This window comes from Streptomyces sp. CNT372, from assembly GCF_000377145.1.
Genome location: NZ_KB897776.1, coordinates 104,423 through 130,368, shown reverse-complemented (window position 1 = coordinate 130,368; position 25,946 = coordinate 104,423). Strand labels below are relative to the sequence as shown.

At 73.9% G+C, this 25,946-nt stretch carries 17 protein-coding genes; 12 read left to right on the top strand and 5 right to left on the bottom strand.

Annotation, left to right across the window (positions count from 1 at the left end):
- Positions 1-46 precede the first annotated feature (46 nt).
- The 5 genes from C593_RS0100485 to glgP all read left to right on the top strand — a co-directional run bounded on the left by C593_RS0100485 (position 47) and on the right by glgP (position 8,605).
- The gene (locus C593_RS0100485) at positions 47-1,573 is read left to right on the top strand and encodes a 4-hydroxyphenylacetate 3-hydroxylase N-terminal domain-containing protein (RefSeq protein ID WP_078521064.1); all 1,527 of its coding nucleotides are present in this window, start codon (positions 47-49) and stop codon (positions 1,571-1,573) included.
- Positions 1,570-3,012, top strand: coding sequence for an MFS transporter (locus tag C593_RS0100480; protein ID WP_018845338.1), 1,443 nt, complete (start codon positions 1,570-1,572; stop codon positions 3,010-3,012). Before C593_RS0100485 ends, C593_RS0100480 begins: the two co-directional genes overlap by 4 nt.
- An 80-nt stretch (positions 3,013-3,092) precedes the next feature.
- The gene (locus C593_RS0100475; RefSeq protein ID WP_018845337.1) at positions 3,093-4,259 is read left to right on the top strand and encodes a monodechloroaminopyrrolnitrin synthase PrnB family protein; all 1,167 of its coding nucleotides are present in this window, start codon (positions 3,093-3,095) and stop codon (positions 4,257-4,259) included.
- Between the two features lie 48 nt (positions 4,260-4,307).
- Positions 4,308-5,618, top strand: a complete 1,311-nt coding sequence (locus C593_RS0100470) for an FAD-dependent monooxygenase (protein WP_018845336.1) — start codon at positions 4,308-4,310, stop codon at positions 5,616-5,618.
- Positions 5,619-5,941: 323 nt separating this feature from the next.
- Positions 5,942-8,605, top strand: a complete 2,664-nt coding sequence (gene glgP / locus C593_RS0100465) for an alpha-glucan family phosphorylase (RefSeq protein WP_018845335.1) — start codon at positions 5,942-5,944, stop codon at positions 8,603-8,605.
- A 94-nt stretch (positions 8,606-8,699) separates the two neighbouring features.
- On the opposite strand, the gene C593_RS0100460 is transcribed toward glgP, so the two are convergent.
- The 5 genes from C593_RS0100460 to glgX form a co-directional block, all read right to left on the bottom strand.
- The gene (locus tag C593_RS0100460) at positions 8,700-9,443 is read right to left on the bottom strand and encodes a Clp protease N-terminal domain-containing protein (RefSeq protein WP_018845334.1); all 744 of its coding nucleotides are present in this window, start codon (positions 9,441-9,443) and stop codon (positions 8,700-8,702) included.
- A 158-nt stretch (positions 9,444-9,601) separates the two neighbouring features.
- Complete coding sequence (locus C593_RS0100455) at positions 9,602-11,626, bottom strand: M4 family metallopeptidase (RefSeq protein ID WP_026277219.1); 2,025 nt, start codon at positions 11,624-11,626, stop codon at positions 9,602-9,604.
- A 467-nt stretch (positions 11,627-12,093) separates the two neighbouring features.
- Complete coding sequence (locus C593_RS0100450) at positions 12,094-13,986, bottom strand: ABC transporter ATP-binding protein (protein WP_051093583.1); 1,893 nt, start codon at positions 13,984-13,986, stop codon at positions 12,094-12,096.
- 23 nt (positions 13,987-14,009) lie between these two features.
- Positions 14,010-15,992 carry an ABC transporter ATP-binding protein gene (locus C593_RS28530; RefSeq protein ID WP_078521108.1) on the bottom strand — a complete coding sequence of 661 codons (1,983 nt, stop codon included), beginning with the start codon at positions 15,990-15,992 and terminating at the stop codon, positions 14,010-14,012.
- A 167-nt stretch (positions 15,993-16,159) separates the two neighbouring features.
- Positions 16,160-18,556, bottom strand: a complete 2,397-nt coding sequence (glgX, locus tag C593_RS28525; protein WP_018845330.1) for a glycogen debranching protein GlgX — start codon at positions 18,554-18,556, stop codon at positions 16,160-16,162.
- A gap of 291 nt (positions 18,557-18,847) precedes the next feature.
- On the opposite strand from glgX, the gene C593_RS0100435 reads away from it, so the two are divergent.
- The 7 genes from C593_RS0100435 to C593_RS0100405 all read left to right on the top strand — a co-directional run bounded on the left by C593_RS0100435 (position 18,848) and on the right by C593_RS0100405 (position 25,473).
- Positions 18,848-20,074 (top strand): Ig-like domain-containing protein, encoded by a 1,227-nt coding sequence (locus tag C593_RS0100435; protein WP_018845329.1) that lies wholly within the window; start codon positions 18,848-18,850, stop codon positions 20,072-20,074.
- Positions 20,075-20,340: 266 nt separating this feature from the next.
- Positions 20,341-21,591 (top strand): Ig-like domain-containing protein, encoded by a 1,251-nt coding sequence (locus C593_RS0100430; RefSeq protein WP_018845328.1) that lies wholly within the window; start codon positions 20,341-20,343, stop codon positions 21,589-21,591.
- A 92-nt stretch (positions 21,592-21,683) separates the two neighbouring features.
- Complete coding sequence (locus C593_RS0100425; RefSeq protein WP_018845327.1) at positions 21,684-22,451, top strand: enoyl-CoA hydratase-related protein; 768 nt, start codon at positions 21,684-21,686, stop codon at positions 22,449-22,451.
- A 272-nt stretch (positions 22,452-22,723) separates the two neighbouring features.
- Positions 22,724-23,227, top strand: a complete 504-nt coding sequence (locus tag C593_RS0100420) for an ATP-binding protein (protein ID WP_018845326.1) — start codon at positions 22,724-22,726, stop codon at positions 23,225-23,227.
- A gap of 506 nt (positions 23,228-23,733) precedes the next feature.
- Positions 23,734-24,399, top strand: coding sequence for an ADP-ribosyltransferase (locus C593_RS0100415; protein ID WP_018845325.1), 666 nt, complete (start codon positions 23,734-23,736; stop codon positions 24,397-24,399).
- A gap of 107 nt (positions 24,400-24,506) precedes the next feature.
- Positions 24,507-24,722 (top strand): EF-hand domain-containing protein, encoded by a 216-nt coding sequence (locus C593_RS0100410; protein WP_018845324.1) that lies wholly within the window; start codon positions 24,507-24,509, stop codon positions 24,720-24,722.
- 232 nt (positions 24,723-24,954) lie between these two features.
- Positions 24,955-25,473 carry a universal stress protein gene (locus C593_RS0100405; protein WP_026277218.1) on the top strand — a complete coding sequence of 173 codons (519 nt, stop codon included), beginning with the start codon at positions 24,955-24,957 and terminating at the stop codon, positions 25,471-25,473.
- The last annotated feature ends 473 nt before the right edge of the window (positions 25,474-25,946 follow it).

Here is a 25,946-nt window from a genome sequence, read left to right as displayed (position 1 = left end):
CGGCTGAAACCCGTCGTCCGCGGTTCTTTCGGTTCGAGGAGCAACGTTGACCAGGTCCGGCCAGGAATACCTCGCCTCGCTTCGGGGCGGACGGGAGGTGTGGCTCGACGGCGAGCGCGTCGCCGACGTCACCCGCCACCCCGCCTTCCGGAACACCGCCGCGTCGATCGCCCGGCTCTACGACCTCGCGCACGACTCCGCGCACACCGCCGAGCTGACCGAGGGCGGGGTGCACCGCGCCTTCCTGGTCCCGAGGGACCACGCCGGACTGGTCGCCCGCCGCCGCGCCCACAAGGTCTGGGCCGAGGCGGGCTACGGCTTCCTCGGCCGCACCCCCGACTGCATGGCGGCCGGCGCGACCGGCTTCGCCGCCGCCCCCGGGGTCTTCACCACCGACTCCTTCGACGGCGCGGACCACGCCCGCGCCTGGCACCGCCGGCTCGCCGAGGGCGACCTGTACGCCGCGTTCACCCTGACCGATCCGCAGTCCGGCCGCGCCCGGTCCGCCTCCGGGCGGGAGGAGGACGACCTCGTCGTCCGGGTCGTCGCGGAGAAGGACGGCGGGGTGGTGGTGCGCGGGGCCAAGACCATCGGCACGGCCGCCGTCTTCGCCGACGAGGTGGTCGTCGGCACCATCGAACCCCTCGCCCCGAAGGACGTCGAGCATGCCCTCAGCTTCACCCTGCCCCTCGCCACCCCCGGGCTGACCCTCGTCTCCCGCACCTCCTACGAGGGCCGCGCCCGCAGCGTCTTCGACAACCCGCTCTCCGCCCGCTTCGACGAGAACGACGCCCTGCTCGTCTTCGACGACGTCTTCGTCCCCTGGGAGCGGGTCCTGACCTACCGGAACACGGACACCACCTTCCGGATGTGGTGGGACACCCCGGCGTACGTGAACTTCGTGCACCAGGGGGCCACCCGCTTCTGGACCAAGCTGGAGTTCCTGACCGGCCTCGCGATCCTGCTCACCCGGGCCAACAACACCCATGAGCTGCCGCAGGTCGTGCAGGCGGTCGGCCGGCTGATGGGCCGGGTCGCGCAGGCCAAGGCGTTCGTCCTCGCGGCGGAGGCGTCCTTCGAGGAGGTCGACGGCGGACGCGGCGGGGTGCGGCCTGGCAAGGAGATCTCCTACGCCCAGCGCATCGTGGCCGGTGAGCTGTACCCGGCCGCCCTCCAGGAGATCAAGCTGCTGGCCGGCGGCGGTGTGATCCAGCTCCCCGCCTCCGGGGCCGATCTGCTGCACCCGGAACTCGGCCCGCTGGTCCGCAAGTACGTCCGCTCGCCCGGACACGGCGCGGAGGAGCGGATCAAGCTCCTCAAACTCGCCTGGGACGCGCTCGGTTCGGAGTTCGCCGCCCGCCACGAGCAGTACGAGCGCTTCTACCACGGCGCCCCGCACGTCTACCTCACGCAGCAGGCGTGGGAGGGCGACACCGCGAGCTGCGAGGCCCTGGTCCGGTCCTGCCTCGCGGGCTACGGGCTGTCCGAGGAGACCGTGCGGCCCGGCTACGCGCTGTCCGAGGAGACCGTGCGGCCCGGACACGGGTCGTCCGAGGAGACCGTGCAGCGGTGAGAGCCGACACGACCGGGCGACCGGCCGGCGCCGCCCGACCGGCCGGGGCCGCGCTGATGGTGCTCGCCGCCATGCAGCTCCTGCTCATCATGGACACCGCCATCGTCAACGTGGCCCTCCCCTCGATCGGTAAGGACCTCGGCACCGGCTCCGCCGGACTGTCCTGGGTGGCCAACGCCTACCTCATCGCCTTCGGCGGGCTGCTGCTCCTCGGCGGGCGCGCCGCCGACCTGCTGGGCCACCGCCGCGTCTGCCTCACCGGCCTCGCCCTGCTCGCCGCCGCGTCCGCGGCGGGCGGCCTCGCCCAGAGCGCCGCCCAGCTCACGGCGGCCCGTGCCGCGCAGGGCGTGGGCGCGGCGCTCGCCGGGGCGGCCGCCTTCGCCGCCCTCCTCGCCCTCTTCCCCGACGGCCCCGGACGACACCGGGCCCTCGGGGTGTTCGCCGCCATGGGCGGGCTCGGCGGGGTGCTGGGCACGGTCCTCGGGGGCGTCCTGACCGACCTGGCCGGCTGGCGGGCCACCTTCTGGCTCAACGTGGCGGCCGCGGGCCTCCTCGCCGCGGGCGCTCTCCGGGTCCTCGGCCCCGCGTCCCGGCGGCGGGACCAGGGCGCGGACCTCGGGGGCGCGCTCACCGCGACCGGCGGGCTCGCACTGCTCGCGTACGCCCTCGTCGGCGCCGAGAGCGCGGGGTGGACCGGGACGCGGACGTTCGGGGCGCTCGCCGGGGCCGCCGCGCTGCTCGTGGCGTTCGTCCTGCGGGAACGCCGGGCCGCGCACCCGCTGGTGCCGCCGGACGTGCTGCGCCGGCCCGCCCTCGCCCGGGCCAACGTACTCGCCGCCCTCGCCCAGACGACCCTCTTCCCGATGTTCTTCGTCGTCAGCCTCTACCTCCAGCGCTCCCTCGGCCACTCGCCGCTCACCGGCGGGCTCGGCCTGCTGCCGCTCTCCCTCGTCGTGGTCGCCGTCGCCCCGCGCGCCGGCGCCCTGATCGGCCGGTACGGGCTGCGGCCGGTCATGACCTGCGGCTTCGTGCTTCTCGCGGCCGGGACGGCGTGGCTCGCCCTGGCCCTGAGGGCCGACGGCGGCTTCGCCGGCACCGTCCTCGCCCCCAGCCTGGTCCTCGGCGTCGCCCTGCCGCTGGTCATGGTCACCACCAACGTGGCCGCCACGGCCGGGGCCGCGCCCGGGGAGACCGGGCTCGCCTCCGGACTGGTCAGCACCAGCCAGCAGTTCGGCTCCGTCCTCGGCCTCGCGGTCGCCGTCGCGGTGATCGGCGCGGGCTCCGCCGGGGGCGGGGACGCGACCGAGGGCTTCCGCTACGCCCTGCTGGCCGGCGCCGCGTTCGCGGTGCCGGCCGTCCTGCTCTCCCTCCGGCTGCGGCTGCCCGGGACCGCCATGGCGCCGCCACGCCAGGACCGGGTCGGCCGGGCCGTGGAGTGACCCGGGGCGGGCGCCCGGCCGGGGGCCGCGCGCACCGCCGCCCCGCATCCACCAGTGAACCGACCCGAGGGGACAGTCCGTTGACCCTGAACGACCTCGTCGTGCCCGCACCCGAACCGCTGGGCGACGCCCGCCACCGGGCCGAGCCGCGCTACCGGATAGCCGAGATACGCGCCGCCGACCCTCTCGGCGCGGACGCGCTGCTCGGGGCCCTCCCGGCGATGAACGCGGCCGCCGACGTGCCCGCGCTCGCCGTCGCACTGCGCGCCCTGCTGCCCGAGCCGGAGCGCGCCGCCTCGTTCTCCGTCGTCGACGCCCTCGCCGCGATGCGGGACCTCGGCATCCTCCTGGGGTCGCTGAAACGTCACGGCACCGAGCCGCTGGCCGCCGTGCCCCAGGCCCTGCCGGTCCTGCGGCTGCTGGGCCGGCGCACGGACATGGTGCCGCGCGACACCGTGCACCACTACACGGCCTGGAACCCCACCGGCCCCCGGCAGCGGATGTACACCGGCGACCCGATGGAGGGGAACCTCCAGGACGCCGTCCGGATGGTCTTCCCCAGCCTGGTCGCCTGCCTCGACACCTGCGCGGAGCTGGCCCGGCTGGAACCGTACGACCCCGCCTTCGCCGAGGCGCTGGACCGCACCGCCGGCCATGTCGCCCGCATGGTCGACTCCATCGACTTCACGGTGGCCCGGGTCACGCCCGAGTTCTTCGCCCGTGAGCTGCGCTCCTACTTCGAGGAGGTCGACGTCGCGGGCGAGGACCTCCTCGGCCCCGCCGCCGCGCAGGTCCCCCTCTGGCTCGTCGATCTGACGCTGTGGCAGTGCGACCGGAGCGACGCCGCCTACGACGCCTTCCTCGACGACTCCGTCCGCTACAGCCTCCCGTCCTGGCGCGCGCACCACGCGGTGCACCGGGGCGGTGTCTCCGCGGTCTCCAAGCTCTCCGCGGCCTTCAGCTGGGAGGGCACCGGCTCGGTCCCCGCCTCGCTCGCCGCCTCCGCCATGGCCCTCGCCCGGGTGCTGCGCCTGCTGAAGACCTTCCGCGCCCGGCACATCACCATCGCCCGCAAGGCGTACAGCGAGGACGTCCGCCTCTACGACGTGGGCAGCGGGGGCGCGCCGGTCGCCCTGCTGCGCTCCGTGCTCGACCTGACTCGTGCCAACGAGACGCTGGTGCGCCGCTCGGTCCGGGGGACCGGTCCGGCTGCGGCCGACACCACGGCCCGCGCCGCACGGCACTGACCGGTGAGAAGGAGAGCACCGAGCAGACTTCCGAGGAGACCCGTCCCCATGACCCACATCATGATCGTCGGCGGTGGCGTCGCCGGACTCACCGCGGCACTCGCCCTCCACGCGGCCGGATTCGCACGGATCACGGTCGTCGAGGCCGCCCGCGAGATCCGCCCGGTGGGCGCCGGCCTGAACCTCATGCCCAACGCGGTCCGCGAACTCGACGCCCTCGGCGTGCTCGGCGCCGTCGAGCGCGGCGCCGTACGCACCCGGGAACTGCGCTACTACCACCGCAGCGGCTCCCTGATCTCGCGCGACCCGCGAGGGCTGCGCGCCGGCTACCTCTGGCCCCAGCTCTCCGTGCACCGCGGCGAACTCCAGCGCGTCCTCGCGGAGGCGGTACGCGCCCGGCTCGGACCGTCCGCCCTGCTCACCGGGGTCCGGGTCACGGGCGTCGAGCCACTGCCCGACGGCATGCCGGAAAGGCGGCCCCGGGTCACCCTGGAGTACCGCGACGGCGCCCGGCGCGGCAGCGCGTCCCTGGAGCCGGACCTGCTGATCGGCGCGGACGGCATCCGCTCGGCGGTCCGCGCGGCGCTCAACCCCGGGGAGGGCGCGCCGCCGTGGAACGGGGCGGTCGTCTGGCGGGGGGTGTCCCGGATGCCGGCGGAGCGGGCCGGGACCTTCATGTTCATCGCGGGCGACGACACCCACAAGGCGGTCGTCTACCCGCTCACCGAGCCGGGCACCGAGGGCACCGTACAGGTCAACTGGGCCCTGCTGGGACCGGGTTCGGCGGCGCACGACGCCGAGGACGGCGCGTACCGGGGCGACTGGAACCGGGTGGTCGACGTCGGCGACTTCGCCCACCGCTTCGCGGGCTGGGAGTTCGGCGGGGTCCGGGTGGCCGAGGTCCTGGCGGCGGCCGAGGCCGCGTACGAGTACCCCATGGTCGACCGGGAACCGCTGGCGTCCTGGACCCGCGGCCGCACCACCCTGATCGGCGACGCGGCCCACGCGATGTACCCGGTCGGGTCCAACGGCGCGACCCAGTCCGTCGTCGACGGCCGCGCCCTCGCGCACGCGCTGGCCACCCACCGGGACCCGGTGGCGGCACTGGCCGCGTACGAGGCCGACCGGCGGCCCGTCACCACCGCCCTCCAGCGCGCCAACCGGCGGCAGGGCCCGGAGGTCGTCATCAACCTCGCCCACGAGCGCGCCCCCGGCGGCTTCCGGGACGTGGACACGGTGATCCCGCCGTCCGAACGCGCGGCCATCGCCGCCCGGTACGCGGCGCAGGGCGCCTTCGACCGCGAGACGGTGAACGCGGGCTCGCCGTACGGGGTTCCGGCGCGGGGGCGGGCGCGCTGACGGGACCGGGGTGAGGGGGAGGTGCGGGCGGGACCGGGTGCGGGCGGGACCGGGGTGAAAGGAGCGGTGCGGGGCGGGGTGCGCACCTGCCCGGTCCCGTACCCGCCGCCCGGTCGCCGGCCCCGCCCCGGTCCCGTACCCGCCGCCCGGCTCGCCGGCCCCGCCCCCTCACCGCGTGCCCCCCGGCGAGCCCCCGGGGCCGCTGTGCGCCCTCCCCCGCGGGCCGGGGGGACGCTACGGTCGTGCGCGACGAAAGCGGACGGACGACACGTCATCGCCGTGCGTCCGCTCAGATGCGTATATCCCCTGCGAAGGTGGGACCCGTGAAGGCCATTCGTCGTTTCACCGTCCGTCCCGTCCTGCCCGAACCCCTGCGACCGCTCGGTGACCTGGCGCGCAACCTGCGCTGGTCCTGGCACACCGAGACCCAAGAACTGTTCCGTTCCGTCGACCCGGAGGGGTGGCGGGCCGTGGCCGGCGACCCCGTGCGGCTGCTCGGCAACGTGTCCGCCGCCCGGATGGCCGAGCTCGCCAGGGACCGGCGCTTCCTGCGCCGGCTGGCGGCCGCCGCCGACGACCTGGACGACTACCTGGGCGGCCGCCGCTGGTACCAGAGCGCCGGCGGCGGCGAGGACCCCTCCCGGTTCCCCGCGGCCATCGCCTACTTCTCGCCCGAGTTCGGCGTGACCGCGGCCCTGCCGCAGTACTCCGGCGGCCTCGGCATCCTCGCAGGCGACCACCTCAAGGCCGCCAGCGACCTCGGCGTCCCCCTGATCGGCGTCGGACTCCTCTACCGGCACGGCTACTTCCGCCAGTCCCTCTCCCGGGACGGCTGGCAGCAGGAGCACTACCCGGTCCTCGACCCCAACGAGCTGCCCGTCTCCCTGCTGCGCGAGCAGGACGGCACCCCCGCCCGTTTGACCCTGACCCTCCCCGCCGGCCGGCTGATGCACGCGCACATCTGGATCGCCCGGGTCGGCCGTGTCCCGCTGCTGATGCTCGACTCCGACGTGGAGGGCAACACCCCCGCCGCACGCGATGTCACCGACCGGCTGTACGGCGGCGGCAGCGAGCACCGGCTGCTCCAGGAGATGCTGCTCGGGATCGGAGGGGTGCGCGCGGTGCGCGCGTACTGCCGGATCACCGGGCACGCGGAGCCCGAGGTGTTCCACACCAACGAGGGCCACGCCGGGTTCCTCGGCCTGGAGCGCATCCGGGAACTCGGCGAGGCGCCCGGCCTCGGCTTCGACGCGGCCCTGGAGGCGGTGCGCGCGGGCACCGTGTTCACCACCCACACCCCCGTCCCGGCCGGTATCGACCGCTTCGACCGGGACCTGGTCGCCCGCCACTTCGCGGACGGCGCGGAGCTGCCCGGCGTCCCCGTCGACCGCGTCCTCCAGCTCGGCGCCGAGAGCTACCCGGGCGGCGAGCCGGGCGTGTTCAACATGGCCGTGATGGGCCTGCGCCTCGCCCAGCGCGCCAACGGCGTCTCCGAACTGCACGGCGCCGTCAGCCGGGACATGTTCGCCGGGCTGTGGCCGGGCTTCGACGCCGCCGACGTGCCGATCACCTCGGTCACCAACGGCGTCCACGCGCCGACCTGGATGGCCCCCGAGGTCTTCCGCCTCGGCGCCCGGCAGATCGGCGCGGGCCGCGCGGAGGACGCCCTCTCGGTCGGCGGCTCCTCCCGCTGGGACGCGGTCGCCGAGATCCCGGACGCCGACATCTGGGAGCTGCGCCGCTCCCTGCGCGAGCAGCTGGTCGACGAGGTGCGGCAGCGGCTGCGCGCCTCCTGGCGGCAGCGCGGCGCGGGCGAGGCCGAACTCGGCTGGATCGACGGGGTGCTGGACCCGGACGTGCTGACCATCGGCTTCGCCCGCCGGGTCCCCTCGTACAAGCGGCTCACCCTGATGCTGCGCGACCGGCAGCGGCTGACCGAGCTGCTGCTGCATCCGACCCACCCCATCCAGATCGTGGTCGCCGGCAAGGCCCACCCGGCCGACGACGGCGGCAAGCGGCTGGTGCGCGAACTGGTCCGGTTCGCGGACGATGCGCGGGTGCGGCACCGGATCGTCTTCCTGCCCGACTACGGCATGGCGATGGCGAAGAAGCTGTACCCGGGCTGCGATGTGTGGCTCAACAACCCGCTGCGCCCGCTGGAGGCGTGCGGCACCAGCGGGATGAAGGCCGCGCTCAACGGCTCCCTCAACCTCTCGGTCCTGGACGGCTGGTGGGACGAGTGGTTCGAGCCGGACTACGGCTGGGCGATCCCCACCGCCGACGGAGCGGCCACCGACGAGGACCGCCGCGACGACCTGGAGGCGGCGGCGCTGTACTCCCTGATCGAGGACCGGGTCGCGCCCCGCTTCTACGACAGGGGCGCGGGCGGGCTGCCGGACCGCTGGATCGAGATGGTCCGCCGCACCCTGAGCACCCTGGGCCCCAAGGTGCTCGCGGGGCGCATGGTGCGCGAGTACGTGGAGCGGCTGTACGTTCCGGCCGCCGGGGCGCACCGGGCCCTTGACGCCTCCGCCGCCGAGGCCCTGGCCGAGTGGAAGGCCCGGGTCCGGGCGGGCTGGCCGCGGGTCGCGGTGGAGCACGTCGAGGCGGTGGACCAGGAGGCGGGGGCGGGCGGCGCGGCGACGGCCGGGCTCGGCTCCACGCTGATCCTGCGGGTGCAGGCCACCCTCGGCGACCTGGGTCCGGACGACGTGGAGGTGCAGGCGGTCGCGGGCCGGGTCGACGCGGACGACGCGATCCGTGACGGCCGGGCCTTTCCGCTGAAGCCGGCCGGCGGGCCGGACCTGGACGGCCGCTGGACCTACGAGGGCCCCCTCGCCCTGGACCGGACCGGCCCGTTCGGCTACACCGTCCGGGTCCTGCCCGCCCACCGCCTGGTCCCGGCCGGCCCGGACATGGGCCTGGTCGCCCTGCCGGCGGAGGCACCGGACACGGTGGGACCGAAGGCGGGGGTGCTGCTGCGCTGAGGGCTGGGAGGGTCCGGCCCTGATCTGCTGGACACTTCCTGGTGCCGTGCCCCGGGCGGCGGATCGGGTTCCGCCGCCCGGGGCACACTCGCGCTCAGGGCCGGTCCGGCCCCTCTGCCGTGATCGCCGCCAGCGTCTCCCGCACCCACTCCTCGACCCTGCCCTTCTCCACGCCCAGCGAGCACAGCGGGCCGGTGCCGTCCTCCGCCTCCAGGAGGGCGAGGAGGATGTGCTCCGTGCCGATGTAGTTGTGGCCCAGGCGCAGGGCCTCGCGGAAGGTGAGCTCCAGGGCCTTGCGGGCGCGGGCGTCGTACGGGGCGATCTCCGGGAGTTCGTCGGCTCCCGGGGGCAGCGCGGCGGCCGCCGCCTCGCGGACCCGGGCCGCGTCCGCGCCCCGGGCGGTCAGGGCCCGGACGGCGAGACCGTCCGGCTCGGCGAGCAGACCCAGCGTCAGGTGCTCGGGCCCGACATGGGTGTTGCGGGCCTCCCGCGCCTCGTTCGACGCGGCCGCGACGACGTTCCGCGCCCGGGCGGTGAAGCGGCTGAAGCCCTGACTCGGGTCAAGGTCGAGCGGCTGGTCGGACTCCTTGGTGACGAAGCGCTTCTGGACGGCCTGCTTGGAGACCCCCATCGACTTCCCGATCTCGGTCCAGGACGCGCCGGAACGGCGGGCCTGGTCCACGAAGTGGCCGATGAGGTGGTCGGCGATGTCCCCGAGGTGGTCCGCCGCGATGACCGCGTCGGAGAGCTGGTCCAGGGGCTGGGTACGGGCTTTCTTGATCGCCTCGATCAGGTCGTCGAGGCGCACGGGATGGGTCAGACGCACAGGCTCGGTCATGCGACAACCTTAGGTTGACGACTCCTGGATCGTCAACCGTGAGTTGACGATCTCGGGAGGCGTCCGGTCCTCGTGGCGGGGGCGGGAAGACCGCCGCCCGGCCCCCTGGGAGAGGGGCCGGGCGGCGCTCGTGGTGTGGTGCGGGGCGGGCCGGTGGGTCAGAAGGTGAGCTTCCAGCTGTTGATGCGGCCCGTGTCGTAGCGGTACACGTCCTGGACGCGGAGCTTCCAGGCGCCGTTCGCCGTCTCGGAGGAGGCGTTGACGGTGTAGGTCGCCTTGACGTTGTCCGCGGAGTCGGAGCCGCTGCTGTTCTTCAGGCGGTAGGCCGTGCCGTCCGGCGCGAGGAGGTCGATGACCAGGTCGCCGCGGTAGGTGTGGGTGATGTCCACGACGACCTTGAGCGCGGCGGGCGCGTTGCCCGTGCGGCCGGTGACGTTGATGGTGGAGGTCACCGCGGCGCCCGCGTCCGGGATCGCGACGGGGGTGGTGTTCTCGTAGGAGTCGCCGGGCTCACCCGGGTCGCCGCCGGGGCGGGAGCCGACGTTGACGCCCGCCCAGGCGTCCGTGACGGCCCTGACCTCGGGGCTGCTCGCCCCGTACAGCTCGGTGGCGACCGCGAGGGTGCCGGTGCGGGCGCCCGCGTAGTCGGTACGGGAGTTGAACTTCGTGGTCAGCGCCTTGAACCAGATCAGCGCCGCCTTCTCCCGGCCGATGCCGGTGACGGGCAGGCCGTCGGAGGTCGGCGAGTCGTAGTTCACGCCGTTGATGGTCTTGGCGCCGCTGCCCTCGGAGAGGAGGTAGAACCAGTGGTTCGCCGGGCCCGAGGAGTAGTGGACGTCGACGTTGCCGATGCCCGCGTACCAGTAGTCCTTGGAGGAGCCGTCCTTGCTCGGCTTGTCCATGTAGCGCAGCGGGGTGCCGTTGCCGCGGATGTCGATCTTCTCGCCGACCAGGTAGTCGCCCTGGTCCTGGGAGTTGTTGGCGTGGAACTCGACGGCCGCCGCGAAGATGTCGCTGGTCGCCTCGTTCAGGCCGCCGGACTCCCCGCTGTAGATCAGGCCCGCGGTGTTGGAGGTCAGACCGTGGGTCATCTCGTGCGCGGCCACGTCGATCGAGGTGAGCGGCTTGGCGTTGCCCGCGCCGTCGCCGTACGTCATGCAGAAGCAGCTGTCCTGCCAGAAGGCGTTGACGTAGTTGTTGCCGTAGTGGACGCGGGAGTACGCGCCGACGCCGTCGCCCCGGATGCCGGAACGGCCGTGCACGTTCTTGAAGTAGTCCCAGGTGAGGGCCGCGCCGTAGTGCGCGTCGGCGCCCGCGGTCTCCGGGTTGGACGGGGTGCCGTCGCCCCAGACGTCGTCGGAGCCCGAGAACAGGGTGCCGGTGCCCGAGGTGCCGCGGTTCAGGTTGTACGTCTTGTGGTTGCCGCGGGTGGTGTCGGTCAGCGTGTACGAGGGCGCGGTCCCCAGCGTCACCTGACCGCTGTACTGGGTGTTGCCCGTGCCGTTGTGGACGGCCTGCCACTCGAAGAGCTTCGCGCCGGTGGCCGCGTCGGTGACGACGTGCAGCTCGTTCGGGGTGCCGTCGTGCTGGAGGCCGCCGACGACGGTCTCGTAGGCGAGGGTCGGGCTGCCCGAGCCCATCCACACGACCTTGCGGGGCGCCCGCTCCGCCTTCGTCGCCTTGGAGCCCTCGGCCTTCGCGGCGCCGAGGGCCTGCTTCTCGGCGGTCGCCGCGGGGACGTCCGCCGTGGTGTCCACGCCCGCGAGCCGTGCCGGAGACGCCTTGGTGACCGCCTCGGTCGCCCCCGCGCGCGACTCGGCGACCACGAGGTCGCCGCCGAGGACCGGCAGCCCTTCGTAGGTGCGCTCGTAGCGGGTGTGCGTGGTGCCGTCGCGGTCCTGGACCACGTCCCGGACGACGAGCTTCTCCTTGGCCGTCAGGCCGATCTTCTTCGCGGTGGCGGCCGTTGTCGCGGACGCCTCGCGGATCAGCTCCGCGCGCTGCGAGGGGGAGAGGCTCTTCGGGAGCGCGCCCGGGTCCGCCTGCGTCTGCTGCGCGGCGGCGGGGGTCGCGGCGGGTTGCGGGGCGGCGGAGGCGCCGGACTGGAATCCGACCGCGATCATGGCGGCCGACGCGATGAGGGCTCCGGTCGCGGTGGCGCGACGGCGATGCGTGGGTCTCACGCGAACTCCTTCTGCGAGGGGGGTACCGGCCGGCTGGGTGGGCGGGCCGGGCGTGCAGTGGGGCATTCGGAGCGGTGATGCGTGGAATGGGGGAAGACTGGCAGCCGTGAACGGTTCCTGTCAGGAGCGCGACAAGAACTTGGCCGGAAGTCGTCCGGTCCATGAAGGTCGTTGTCCGTTGAGCGAACGTTTCAGGGGTGTGACGGCCCCCTCGGCGCGGAGTTCGCCCGCACCGGCACCGCAAGGCCGCGGGCGCTGCCGGCGGGGGTGCGGATCGTGACGGGAGGGTTGGGTGTGGCGCCGTGCCGCCCCCGGGAGCGCCCCCGGCGCATGGCCGGATCCGCGCGCCCCCCAATGCCTCCCGAGTGCCTCTCGGGTCGGTGGCGAACCCGTCCCGAACCCGTCCCGAATCCGTCCAGATTCGTCCTTGTTCGTCCTTGAACCCGCTCCTGACCCCGCTCCGCCCGTCAGCCCACCAGGCTGTCCCGCCACGCCCGGTGGAGGCCCGCGAAGCGGCCCTCGCCGGCGATGAGGGCGGCGGGCGGGCCGTCCTCCACGATGCGCCCGCGGTCCATGACCAGCACCCGGTCGGCGATCTCGACCGTGGAGAGGCGGTGGGCGATGACGACCGCCGTGCGGCCGCGCAGGACCGTGTCCATGGCCTGCTGGACGGCGCGCTCCCCGGGGATGTCCAGGGAACTCGTCGCCTCGTCCAGGATGAGCACCGACGGGTCCGCCAGCAGGGCACGGGCGAACGCCACCAACTGCCGCTGGCCCGCCGAGATCCGCCCGCCGCGCTTGCGCACGTCCGTGTCGTAGCCCTCCGGCAGGGACGCGATGAAGTCGTGCGCGCCGATCGCCTTCGCGGCCTGCTCGATCTCGGCGCGGCCGGCGTCCGGACGGCCGATCGCGATGTTCTCCGCGACCGTTCCGGAGAACAGGAACGCCTCCTGCGTCACCATCACCACACCCCGCCGCAGCTCCGGCACCGCCAGCTCGCGCAGGTCCGTGCCGTCCAGCAGGACCCGGCCCGCCGTCGGGTCGTAGAACCGGGCCAGCAGCTTGGCCAGCGTCGACTTCCCGGCGCCCGTCGACCCGACGACCGCCACCGTCTGCCCGGCCGGGATCGTCAGATCGAACCGCGGCAGCACCTCGCCGCCCGTCCGGTACGCGAACGAGACCCCGTCGAAGACGACCTCCCGGCCCGGGCCGTCGCCCGCCGGGGCGGGCAGCTCGCGCGGACGGGCAGCCTCCGGCACCGAAGGCACCTGCGCCAGCAGACCCGCGATCTTCTCCAGCGACGCGGCCGCCGACTCGTAGGAGTTCAGGAACATCCCCAGCCGGTCGATGGGGTCGTACAGCCGGCGCAGATAGAGCACCGCCGCCGCCAGCACACCGAGCGCCAGCGTGTCCACGGCCACCCGGTACGCACCCCACAGCACCATCGCCGCCACCGCCGTGTTGGCGACCAGCCGGGAGCCGACCACATAACGGGCCATCTCCAGCAGCGAGTCCCCGTTGCTGCGCTCATGACGCCCGTTCAGCGCCCGGAAGGCCGCGTCGTTGGCCCGCTCCCGGCGGAACGCGCGCACCGGCCGGATGCCGTTCAGGGTCTCCGCGAACTTCACGATCACCGCGGCGATCGCGGTCGACCGCGCGGCGAACACCGTGCGCGCACGCCGCTGGTAGAGCCGCACCAGCAGATACAGGGGCACGAACGAGGCCACCGCCACCGCGCCCAGCCCCAGGTCCAGCCAGAGCAGCATCGCCGAGATGTAGACGAACGACAGCACCACGGCCATCAGTTCCTGGAGCCCCTCGCTCAGCAGCTCCTGGAGCGACTCCACGTCCGCGGTGGACCGCGAGATCAGCCGCCCCGAGGTGTAGCGCTCATGGAAGTCGACGCTCAGCGCCTGGGCGTGCCGGAAGATCCGGCCGCGCAGATCCAGCAGCGCGTCCTGGTTGACCCGGGCCGCGGAGCGGATGAACGCGTACTGGAGGACGCCTCCGGCCAGCGCGCACACCGCGTACCCGGTGGCGACGAGGACCAGCGGGCCGTGGTCGCCGGCCCGGAACGCGGGCACGCCCCGGTCGATCGCGTACGCGACGAGCAGCGGACCCGCCTGGACGGCGGCCTGCTGGAGCAGCAGGAACACGGCGGTGAGCGCGACCCGGGCGCGGTGCGGCGCGAGCAGCGACCGCAGCAGCGCGCCGGTCGCCCCGGGCGGGGCGGGCAGCGCGTCCCGGTCGAACGGGTCCGAGGCGTCCGGTTCCGGGGGCCCGGGAGAGGGGGCCGGCCGGGAGGGGCCGGTGGACGCGGGGGGCTCGGGGCGGGCCGGGCCGCCCGCCCGCTCCTCCACCGCGCTCGTCGTCGGTTCCGCCGTCACCGGGCCGTCCTCTCCGTCTCCGTCGCCGTCTCGGTCTCCGTCTCCGTCGCCGCGTACGTGCCGGCGTCCGCGCCCGAACCCGCGCCCGAACCCGCACCCGCGCCCGCGTCAGCGCCCGTACCCGTGTCCGCGTCCTGCGGCCGCCGGTCCGCCCCGGACATCAGCCACGCGTACTCCGCGTTGGTGCGCAGCAGTTCCTGGTGTGTCCCGACCGCCGCGATCCGCCCGCCGGACAGCAGGGCGACCCGGTCGGCGAGCATCACCGTCGACGGCCGGTGCGCCACCACCAGCGCCGTGGTCCGGGCGAGCACCTGCCGCAGCGCCGCCTCGACCAGCGCCTCCGTGTGCACGTCCAGCGCGGACAGCGGGTCGTCCAGGACCAGGAAGCGCGGTTCGCCGACCACCGCGCGGGCCAGCGCCAGCCGCTGCCGCTGACCGCCCGACAGGCTCAGTCCCTGCTCCCCGACCTGGGTGTCCACGCCCCTGGGCAGGGCGTCGACGAAACCGGCCTGGGCGATGTCCAGCGACCGCCGCAGCGCCTCCTCGCCCGCGTTCTCCCCGGCGCCCATCAGCACGTTCTCCCCGACGGTCGCGGAGAACAGCGTGGGCTCCTCGAAGGCGACCGAGACCAGTTCGCGCAGCCGCTCCCGGGGCAGGGCGGTGATGTCGCGGCCGTCGAGGGTGATCCGCCCGGAGGTCGGGTCGTAGAGCCGGGGCACGAGCGCGGTGAGGGTGGTCTTGCCGCTGCCCGTGCCGCCGACGAGGGCCATCGTCTCGCCGGTGCGCACATGCAGGTCGACGGGGCCGAGGACGGGGGCGGAGCCGGGCGGGGCGTCCGGGTAGCGGAAGGTCACGCCCTCGAAGCGCAGTCCGTCGCGGTGCGTGCCGCCGTCCCCCGGGCCGGTGGCGGGGACCGTGCCCGCCAGGTGTCCGCCGCCACCGTCGTCGTCGCCACCGCCGTCGCCCTCCGGCTCCGCGTCCAGCACCTCGAAGTACCGGTCCGCCGCCGTCGCCGCCTCCTGGCTCATCGCCAGCAGGAAGCCGATGGAGTCGATCGGCCAGCGCAGCGCGAGTGCCGTCGACAGAAAGGCCACCAGGGTGCCCGCCGACAGGTCCCCGTCGGCCACCTGCACCGTGCCCAGCACCAGCGCGGCCCCGATCGCCAGCTCCGGCACGATCGTGATCAGCGCCCAGATCCCGCCCAGCAGCCGCGCCTTCTCCAGCTCCGTGCCGCGCAGCCGGCGCGCCAGCCCCCGGAACGCCTCCGACTGGCTGCGGTGCCGTCCGAAGCCCTTGACGATCCGGATGCCGAGGACGCTCTCCTCCACCACGGTCGTCAGATCGCCCACCTGGTCCTGCGCCCGCCGCGCGACCAGCGAGTACTTCGTCTCGAACAGCGCGCACGCGATCACCAGCGGCACCACAGGACCGAGCAGCAGCAGCCCCAGCGTCCACTCCTGGGCCAGCAGGATCACGAACCCCACCAGGATCGTGGTGCCGTTGACCAGGAGGAAGGTCAGCGGGAAGGCCAGGAACATCCGCAGCAGCATCAGGTCCGTGGTCCCGCGCGACAGCAACTGCCCCGAGGCCCAGCGGTCGTGGAAGGCCACCGGCAGCCGTTGCAGATGCCCGTAGAGGTCGGCGCGCATGGCCGCCTCCACCCCGGCGAGCGGCCGGGCGACCAGCCAGCGCCGGAAGCCGAACAGGACCGCCTCCGCGATGCCGAGCAGCAGCACCACCAGCGCGCCCAGCCACACCCCGCCCGGGTCACGGTCCGCGACGGGGCCGTCCACCATCCACTTGAGGACCAGGGGGATGACGAGGCTGAGGCAGGAGGCCACGACCGCGACGAACGCCGCGCTGAACAGCCGGGCGCGCACCGGCCGCACATACGGCCACAGGCGCAGCAGGGAGCGCACGGCGGACCGCCGCTCCACGCCCGGGGCCGGCGGGGTGGGGGTGGAAAGTGAAGTGGGCATCAGCACCGAGAGTACGGTTCACCACTGACAGACTCACGTGCTTTTCGCGGGTGCCGGTGCCGCGCCCCCTCGCGGGAGGTGGCGGACCTGCTCCGGACGGGTCCGGGCCCGCAGATCCGCGGGCCAGATCCGCGGGCCCGCAGGTCGACGGGCAGGCCGGGCACCTCCTACGGCGAACCGCCCCCGTCTCCCACTTTGCCTCCGTCTCCGCCTCCGTTTCCGTCCCTGCCGCCGTCGCCGTCCGCGTCCGGAACGGCCGCCTCCGGGAGCTCCGCCCCCGGCAGCACCCGCAGCAGCAGCACCGACCGCGCCGGGACGGTCACCGTCGTGCCGCCGGCGTACACCGTGCCCGGCGGCTCGGTCTGGTCCTCCCGGGAGGTGTCCACCACCAGTTCGTACGCCTCCGCCCACGGCCGTCCCGGCAGGCGGAACGGCACCGGGGTGTGCGCCGCGTGCAGGACCGTCAGGAAGCTGTCGTCGGTGACCTGTTCCCCCCGCGCGTCCCGCCCGGGGATGTCCCGGCCGGAGAGGAACAGGGTCAAGGTCGCGGAGGGCGCGTACCAGTCGGCCTCGGTCATCTCCGTGCCCTCGGGCGTGAACCACGCCAGGTCCCGCAGCCCGTCCGGGGCCTGCGGGCGGCCCGAGAAGAACGCCCTGCGGCGCAGCACCGGATGCGCGTGCCGCAGGGCGAGCAGCCGCCGGGTCAGGGCCAGCAGTTCCTGCCCGCCCGGCTCCTGCGGCAGTGACCAGTCCAGCCAGCTGATCTCGTTGTCCTGGCAGTACGCGTTGTTGCTGCCGCGCTGGGTACGGCCCATCTCGTCTCCCGCGACCAGCATCGGCACCCCGGTGGAGAGCAGCAGCGTGGTCAGCAGGTTCCGGAGCTGCCGCCGCCGCAGCGCGTTGACCGCCGGGTCGTCGCTGTCGCCCTCCGCGCCGCAGTTCCAGGACCGGTTGTCGTCGGTCCCGTCCCGGTTGCCCTCGCCGTTGGCCTCGTTGTGCTTGTGCTCGTAGGAGACGAGGTCGCGCAGGGTGAAACCGTCGTGCGCGGTGACGAAGTTGACCGAGGCGTACGGGCGGCGCCCGCCCCAGGCGTACAGGTCGCTGGAGCCGGACAGCCGGTAGCCGAGGTCCCGGACGTCGTGCAGCGCGCCCCGCCAGAAGTCCCGGACCGCGTCCCGGTAGCGGTCGTTCCACTCGGTCCACAGCGGGGGGAACGCGCCCACCTGGTAGCCGCCGCTGCCCACGTCCCACGGTTCGGCGATCAGCTTCACCCGGCGCAGTACCGGGTCCTGGGCGATGACCGCGAGGAACGGGGAGAGCATGTCCACGTCGTGCATCGAGCGCGCCAGCGCGGCCGCCAGGTCGAAGCGGAAGCCGTCCACCCCCATCTCGGTCACCCAGTAGCGCAGCGAGTCGGTGATCAGCCGCAGCACCTGCGGCTGCACCACGTGCAGGGTGTTGCCGCAGCCCGTGTAGTCGGCGTAGCGGCGGGCGTCGTGCTGGAGGCGGTAGTAGCCGCGGTTGTCGATGCCGCGCAGTGACAGCATCGGGCCCAGTTCCCCGGCCTCGGCGGTGTGGTTGTAGACCACGTCGAGGATCACCTCGATCCCGGCCGCGTGCAGCGCCCGGACCATCCGCTTGAACTCACCGACCTGCTGCCCGGCCGTCCCCGAGGCCGCGTAGGCGGCGTGCGGGGCGAAGTAGCCGATGGAGTTGTAGCCCCAGTAGTTGACCAGGCCCCGGCGCAGCAGATGGTCCTCGTGGGCGAACTGGTGCACCGGCAGCAGCTCGACCGCCGTCACCCCGAGGGAGGTCAGGTGCTCGATCGCGGCCGGGTGGGCCAGGCCCGCGTAGGTGCCGCGCAGATCCTCCGGGATGCCGGGGTGCCGCTTGGTGAAGCCGCGTACGTGCAGTTCGTAGATGACGGTGTCCGCCCACGAGGTCTTGGGCCGGCGGTCGTCCCGCCACTCGTCGCCCCCGCCCGTGTCGTCGTGGACCACGACGCCCTTGGGCACGAAGGGCGCCGAGTCACGGTCGTCGCGGACGGTGTCGGCGACATGCTGCTGGGGCCAGTCGCGGACGTGCCCGTACACCTCGGGCGGCAGCCGGTAGTCGCCGTCGACCGCGCGGGCGTACGGGTCGAGGAGGAGCTTCGCCGTGTTCCAGCGGGCGCCCGTCCACGGGTCCCAGCGGCCGTGCACGCGGAAGCCGTAGCGCTGCCCCGGCCGGACGCCGGGGACGAAGCCGTGCCAGATCTCGTGGGTCAGCTCGGTGAGCGGCACCCGGGTCTCGGTCGCGTCCGGGCCGGGGCCGTCGAAGAGGCAGACGTCGACCCCCTCCGCCCCGCCCGCCCAGAGCGCGAAGTTGGTGCCCGCGACCCCCTCCGGGCCCACCCGGTACCGCGCCCCGAGGGGGGTCGGCGCACCCGGCCAGGCGGCCGGTCCCGCGCGGACCACCGGGCGGCCGCCCGCGGCGGACGGCGCCGGGGCGCGCGGCGGCGCGCCCCGTGCGTCCCGCGCTCCCTCGGTCGGCGTCTCCTGTTCGGCTTCCGCTGCGCTCGACACCTCTCGGCCTCCCGCGGCTCGTCGGGTCCCTGACACCGGCGGGCCCGGACGGGCGTGTGCGGCGTCCCGGCCCCGTGCCCGTCGTCGGTCCTCCCGTCATGTCTGCCCGTCCGGCCCGCCTCCCAACATCGCGCCCGCCCGCCGGCCCGGGAGCGCTTCCCGGCATCGCGCCCGCCGGGCCCGGGAGTGCTTCTGAGCCCGGCCCCCGGGGGGTGCTTCTCCGCGCGGCCCCGGGGCCCGTACGGCGGCGGCGTACGTTGCCCGGGGCGGGGGGCCGTCGTTGGGCGGTGCGTGAGAGATGCACTGAAACGCGCGGTACGGCGTGCGGGCCTGGCGCTGGCGGGAGCGGGACTGGTCGCGGGGCTCGCCGGGTGCACCGGCGGCGGGTCCGACGGCGGCGGCAAGGGCAGCGGCCGGGACGAGGTGATCCGGGTGACGCCCGAGGACGGCGCGAAGGGCGTGGCCCCGGACGGCCCCCTCCGCGTCGAACTCGACGGCGGCCGGCTGGAACGGGTCCGGGTCACCCGCATCGAGGCGGACGGCGGGGCCGAGGTCCCCGGGCGGATCTCGGCGGACGGGCTGAGCTGGGCGCCGGAGAAGGGTGCCCGGCTGGGGCTCGCCGCGAAGTACGGAGTGGACGTCGTGGCCCTGGACGCGCGGGGGCGGCGCACGGCCCGGCACACCACCTTCGCCACCGCCGTGCCCGAGCACCGGTTCATCGGCTACTTCAAGCCGGAGAACCGCGCCACCGTCGGCACCGGGATGATCGTCTCCTTCTCCTTCAACCGCGAGATCGCCGACCGGGCGGCGGTCGAACGGGCGATCCGGGTGACCTCCGACCCGCCCGTGGAGATCGCCGGGCACTGGTTCGGCCGGGACCGCCTCGACTTCCGGCCCGAGCGGTACTGGGAGCCGGGCACCCGGGTCACCGTCGACATGCGGCTGCGGGACGTGGCCGGTGCGCCGGGCGCGTACGGCATCCAGCAGAAGCGGGTGGTCTTCACGGTCGGCCGTTCCCAGGTCTCCACGGTCGACGCGGCGGCCCACAGCATGCGGGTGGTCCGGGACGGGAAGCTCCTCGCGGAGGTCCCGGTCACGGCGGGTGCGGACAGGACACCGACCTACAACGGCCGGATGGTGGTCACCGAGATGTACGACGTGACCCGGATGAACGGGGCGACCGTCGGCTTCACGAAGAAGGACGGGCGGGGTGAGTACGACATCCCGGACGTACCGCACGCGATCCGGCTCACCACCTCGGGCACCTTCCTGCACGGCAACTACTGGGCCGCACCCGAGACCTTCGGCTCGGACAACGTCTCCCACGGCTGCGTCGGCCTCCGTGACGACAAGGGCGGCAGCGGTGAGTCCCCGGCCGGCTGGTTCTACGACCGGACCCTGATCGGCGATGTCGTCGAGGTGGTCAACTCCCGGGACCGCACCGTCGCCCCCGACAACGGCCTCGGCGGCTGGAACCTCGACTGGCGTACCTGGCGGGCGGGTTCGGCCCTGCGCTGACCGCCCGCCTCCGCCACCGCCCCGCAGCCCGGCCCCTGCCACGCGTCCCGCCCCCGCCACACGCCCCCTGCCACGCGTCCCCGCCCCCTGCCACGCGTCCCCTGCCTGGCGTTTCTCCGTCCGTCCCGGCGAACAGGTTGGGACCGAACGGTGACATCCGGGGGTACGTCCCGAGACGATCCGTGTGATTTTCTGAACACTGTGCGCGGATAGGGCGCGGGGGTGCGGGCCGTGGCGGGGCCAGGCCGTGCGAGGGGAGAACGAGCGTGAACGGGCAGCCGATATCGGGGGCATCGGCCGGAGCCGGACGGGGGCGGGGACGCAGAGGTGTCCGGCTCTCCGCACTGGCACTGGGCGCGCTGCTCGCGCTGACCGCGTGCGCGGGCGGCGGGGACGGCAAGGGCGGGGCCGGGGGTTCGGACGGCAAGGGGGCCGGGAAGGTCGCGGACGGCCCGTCGCAGGCGGTCGTCACCGTCGCGCCCAAGGACGGCGCGGACGCCGTCCCGACCACGGGCGCGCTGAAGGTGACCGCGGCCGAGGGCAAGCTGACCACCGTCACCGTGCAGGACGACAAGGGCACGAGGATCGAGGGGAAGACCTCCCCGGACGGGGCGTCCTGGGAGCCGCTGCACCACCTCGCGGGCGCCACCAAGTACAAGGTCCACGCGGTCGCCAAGGACGCGGACGGACGCGAGTCCGCGAAGGACACCACCTTCACCACCCTCGTCCCGCAGAACACCTTCATCGGCCACTACACCCCCGAGGACGGCACCACCGTCGGCGTGGGCATGCCGGTGTCCATCAACTTCACCCGCGGGATCACCGCGCCCGAGGCCGTCGAGAAGGCCATCACCGTCACCGCCGACCCGCCGGTGGAGATCGCCGGGCACTGGTTCGGCAACGACCGCCTCGACTTCCGCCCGGAGAAGTACTGGAAGGCCGGCACCAAGGTCACCGTGAAGCTCAACCTGGACGGCGTCGAGGGCCGCCCCGGCGTCTACGGCAAGCAGGCCAAGTCCTTCTCCTTCACCATCGGCCGCTCCCAGGTCTCCACCGTGGACGCGTCCGCGCACACCATGTCCGTCGTCCGGGACGGCAAGGAGATCAAGAAGGTCCCGATCACCGCGGGCGCCCCGTCGACCACCACCTACAACGGGCAGATGGTCATCAGCGAGAAGTACGAGGTGACCCGGATGAACGGCGCCACCGTCGGCTTCGGCGGCGAGTACGACATCAAGGACGTCCCGCACGCGATGCGCCTGTCCACCTCGGGCACCTTCGTGCACGGCAACTACTGGGCCTCGCCCGGCACCTTCGGCTCCGCCAACGTCAGCCACGGCTGCGTCGGCCTCCAGGACGTGCGCGGCGGCTACGACAAGAACATGCCCTCGGCCTGGTTCTTCGACAACTCCCTCATCGGGGACGTCGTCGTCGTGAAGAACTCCAAGGACAAGCAGATCGCCCCGGACAACGGCCTCAACGGCTGGAACATGTCCTGGGCGGAGTGGACCGGGTAGTCCTCCCCGTCCTCCTCCGCGCGCCGGAGGGACCCGGTGCTGTGAGCAACGGCACCGGGTCCCGGTGCGTTAACGGGGGCTAACCTCGGCCCATGACTGTTTCCCTCGAAGTCTCCAACGGCGTCGGGACCATCCGCCTGAACCGCCCCCCGATGAACGCCCTCGACGTGGCCGTGCAGGACGGACTGCGCGAGCTGGCCGAGGAGGCGACCCGGCGCGAGGACGTCCGGGCCGTGATCCTCTACGGCGGCGAGAAGGTGTTCGCGGCGGGCGCGGACATCAAGGAGATGCAGAACATGGACCACACGGCCATGGTGCTGCGCTCCCGCGGTCTCCAGGAGGCGTTCACCGCCGTGGCCCGCATCCCCAAGCCCGTGGTCGCGGCCGTGACCGGCTACGCGCTGGGCGGCGGCTGCGAGCTGGCGCTCTGCGCCGACTACCGGATCGCGGCCGAGGACGCGAAGCTCGGCCAGCCGGAGATCCTGCTCGGGCTGATCCCGGGCGCGGGCGGCACGCAGCGGCTCTCCCGGCTGATCGGCCCCTCCCACGCCAAGGACCTGATCTTCACCGGCCGCATGGTCAAGGCCGAGGAGGCTCTCTTGCTCGGACTGGTGGACCGGGTGGTGCCCGCCGCCGAGGTGTACGAGCAGGCCCTTGCCTGGGCCGGGAAGCTCGCCAAGGGCCCGGCGCTGGCGCTGCGCGCCGCGAAGGAGTCGGTGGACGCGGGGCTGGAGACCGACATCGACACCGGTCTCGCGATCGAACGCACCTGGTTCGCGGGGCTGTTCGCGACGGAGGACCGAGAGCGGGGCATGCGCAGCTTCGTGGAGGAGGGCCCCGGGAAGGCCAAGTTCCTCTGAGGGAAGGCCGGTTGGGGCGGCAGCCGTCGTGCCGGCCGCCGCGTCAACCGGCCGCGCGCGGGGCGGGGCCCCGTACGGGTCCCGCCGCCCGCCCACCGGCCCGGAAGCCGGCAGGCCCCCCTTTTGGGGGCATCCTCGCAGGTGAAACGGGTGCGAGTGATCATTTGATGCCTCTGGCATATGCCTTTCGCTACCCCCGGAATGAGTCATACCGGGGGCCACTTTCCCCCGGAACGCCTCCGGGGCGCCGCCTTTGCCGCCATCATGGACGCATGGCGGGCCTGGAGGGTGTGGGACAACCGCGGCAGCGTGCCGGTACGGCCGCCGCGCGGTGGGTCCCGGCCGTGGAGGATGAACTGGCGCTCAGGGCGCTGGAGTTGCACGGCAGTCCGGCGGACGCTGAGGTGCGCCTGCCGTCCCTGCCCGAGTCCGCGCGGATCGCGCGCCGGCTCACCCAGCACGTGGTGCTGCGCCAGTGGGCCCTGCCGGCCCAGACCTGCGAGTACGCGGTGCTGCTCGTCTCCGAGCTGGTGGGCAACGCGGTGCGCCACACCGGGGCGCGGGTCTTCGGCCTGAAGATGCTGCGCCGGCGGGGCTGGATCCGCGTCGAGGTGAACGACCCCTCGCGCGGTCTGCCCTGTCTGATGCCGGTCCAGGAGACGGACATCAGCGGGCGGGGGCTGTTCCTGGTGGACACCCTGTCCGACCGCTGGGGGGTGGATCTGCTGCCGCGCGGCAAGACGACCTGGTTCGAGATGCGCATCGCCGAACGCTGACGGCGGCCGTCCCGCACGGGACGCCGGCTCGCCGGGCCCGGTTCTCGTGCGGGCGCCGCTCGCGTGGGCCCCGCACCCGGACGCACAGAAGCCCCCGTGCGCCCGGGTGGGGCGCGTGGGGGCTTCTGTGTGGAGCGCCGTGGACGGGGTGGGGTGTATCCACGGCCGCTTGGTGACGACCTGGCCCGGGTCGATGGGGGTCGTGTGACCGACTATGACAGACGGACGCCGCCGCGCCAAAACTGCATAGCGGTCAAAATGGTACATGTGACCCAAATGAAATGTGAATCTTAGGCAAGGTAGCCCGTCGGCCTGCAAAACAATGCATGAATATGAGGTTGTGCGCGCGAATCATCGAGTCTGATGATCGTGAACATGTCGGGCTCAGGCCCTCGCGGCCCGGCCCCCGCCGTGCCGTCCCGGGCGCCCGGACGCACACCGGCAACCCGCCCACGGGCGGGTGAGGTTGCGCTGCCGGCGCGCGGCCCTGCGGCAGGGTGCTCCTCATGATCGTTTCTCGTCTGCGGCGCCGTGCCGCGGTCCTCGTGCTGTCCCTGTCGGCCGCCCTCGCCCCGGCCGCCGTCTCCACCGCCGCCGGTGCCGCGCAGGCCCCCGCGCAGGTCCGTCCGGCCGCCGCCCCGGCCGCTCCCGCCGCCGCCCCGGCCGTTCCCGCCACCGCGGCGGCCGCGGTCTGCCCCGTCGTCCCGGACCGGCTGCACGCGGCGGCCGACAAGCGGGTCGACGTCACCCGTGTCACCCCCGAGCCCGTCTACCGCGCCTCCTGCGGGCAGCTTTACCGCGCCGACGGCCGCGCTCCCGCCGTCGTCTTCGAGGACGGCTTCCACCCCAGGGCCCCGCTCGACGGCCAGTACGACCTGGAGAGCTACGTCCTGGTCAACCAGCCCTCGCCGTTCGTCTCGACCACCTACGACCACGACCTCTACAAGCAGTGGAAGAGCGCCTGGAACTACTACATCGACGCCCCCGGCGGCATCGACGTGAACCGCACCATCGGCGACACCCACCGGTGGGCCGACCAGCAGGAGGTCGCCTTCCCCGGCGGCATCGCCCGCGAGTTCGTCGTCGGCGCCTGCCCGGTCGACCGCCAGGCCAGGCGGGAGATCATGAACGGGTGCGTGGACAACCCGCACTACCGCCCGTGGCGCGGCTGACCCCCGGCCGGACCGGCCCCGCGGCCCCGCCCGCCCTCGCCCGCGGGACCGCCTGCGGGGCCCGATAATCTGGGCCCGTCAGTAAGGCACTAAGAAGGGGTGGACCGGTGGCGGACATCGAGGAAGCACGCAAGGCGTTCGACCGTTACGACGCGGACGGCGACGGCTTCATCACTGCGGCCGAGTACAAGACGGCGATGGCGCAGATGGGCGACTGGAACGTCACCGAGACGGTGGCCGCGGCCGTCATCGCCGCCTCGGACACCGACCAGGACAAGCTCCTGTCGTTCGACGAGTTCTGGGCGAGCCTGAACAAGAGCTGACGCCCGCCGTCCCGCCGACGGCCTCGGCCCCACCGCGGCACGCGGTGGGGCCGTCGTGTTTCCCGGGGCCGTCGCGTGTCCCCGGTGCGTCGCCCTTCCCCGGCGCCTCGACCGGCCCTCCACCCGGACTCCCCGCCCCGGCCGCAGCGTCGGGCGCGGCGGGCGTGCGTGGAACCGGCGCGAGCGGGAATCCGAGCAGGCACCGGTAGGGGACGGACAGGGGGTGAGGACCATGCGGCGGCCTCGGGTGGTCACGGGTGCGAGCGGCACTCCGGGAAGCGCGACGGCACTGCGCCGGGCACTCGACGAGGCACGGGGCCGGGACGCCGAGCTCTGGGCGGTTCTCGCCTGGCAGGCGCCGGGCGGCGGGATCGGCAGCCCGGGACACGGGCCCGGCACGTGCATGACGACCGTCTGCCGCGACGCGGCGGCCGACCGCCTGCGCACCCTCCTGGCCCACCTCTTCGGCCCGGCGGGCCCGGACGTCCCCCTGCACGCGGTCGTCTCCCGGGCGACCCCGGGCGCCGCCCTGGTCGACCTCGCGGACGGCCCCGACGACCTGATCGTCGTCGGCACCGGCACCCGCCGCGCGCTGGGCCGCCTGCGCCCCTCCGTCGCGGGCTACTGCCGCACCCGCGCCACCTGCCCGGTCCTGACCGTCCCGCCCTCCCCGCTCCAGGCCGACCTCGACCGCCTCCACCGCCGCAACCGCTGGCACCTGCCGGTACGCGTCCGCGACCTGGCGGCGTGAGCCGGCGTCGCGGTCGGGGCTCCTGTCCGCGGTCTGTGTGACGTCAGGACTTCCGGGCATCGCGCAGGCGCTGCGCCGCCAGAGTGGGGTAACCACCCATAGGTCGCCTTTCCAGTTGACGTGGGTAACGACCGTGGCCCGTTCGGCCGCCGTCGCCGTCGCCCTCGCCGATGTCCGTCACGGTCCGGCATTCGGGATCGGAGGCCGGTGTCAGGGCGGCCGGAGCGATGAGCGTCGGCGTACGGCGCAGGGCGTGAACGCCGACGAGTGGTCTCCTCAAGGGCTCCGCGAACGAGATCGCGGAGACGCTGGTCGTCTCCTAATCCGCTTCATCAGTGGGCAGTTGCCGTTGCCCGGGTACGGGCCGGTTCGCCCGAGCAGGGTGTGCCGAGGATCACACGGATGATGCCGGGCTTTCGTGCCGTACACGCCTGGTTTATCTCCGTTGACCTTCTGTTACGGGTGAGTGTTGG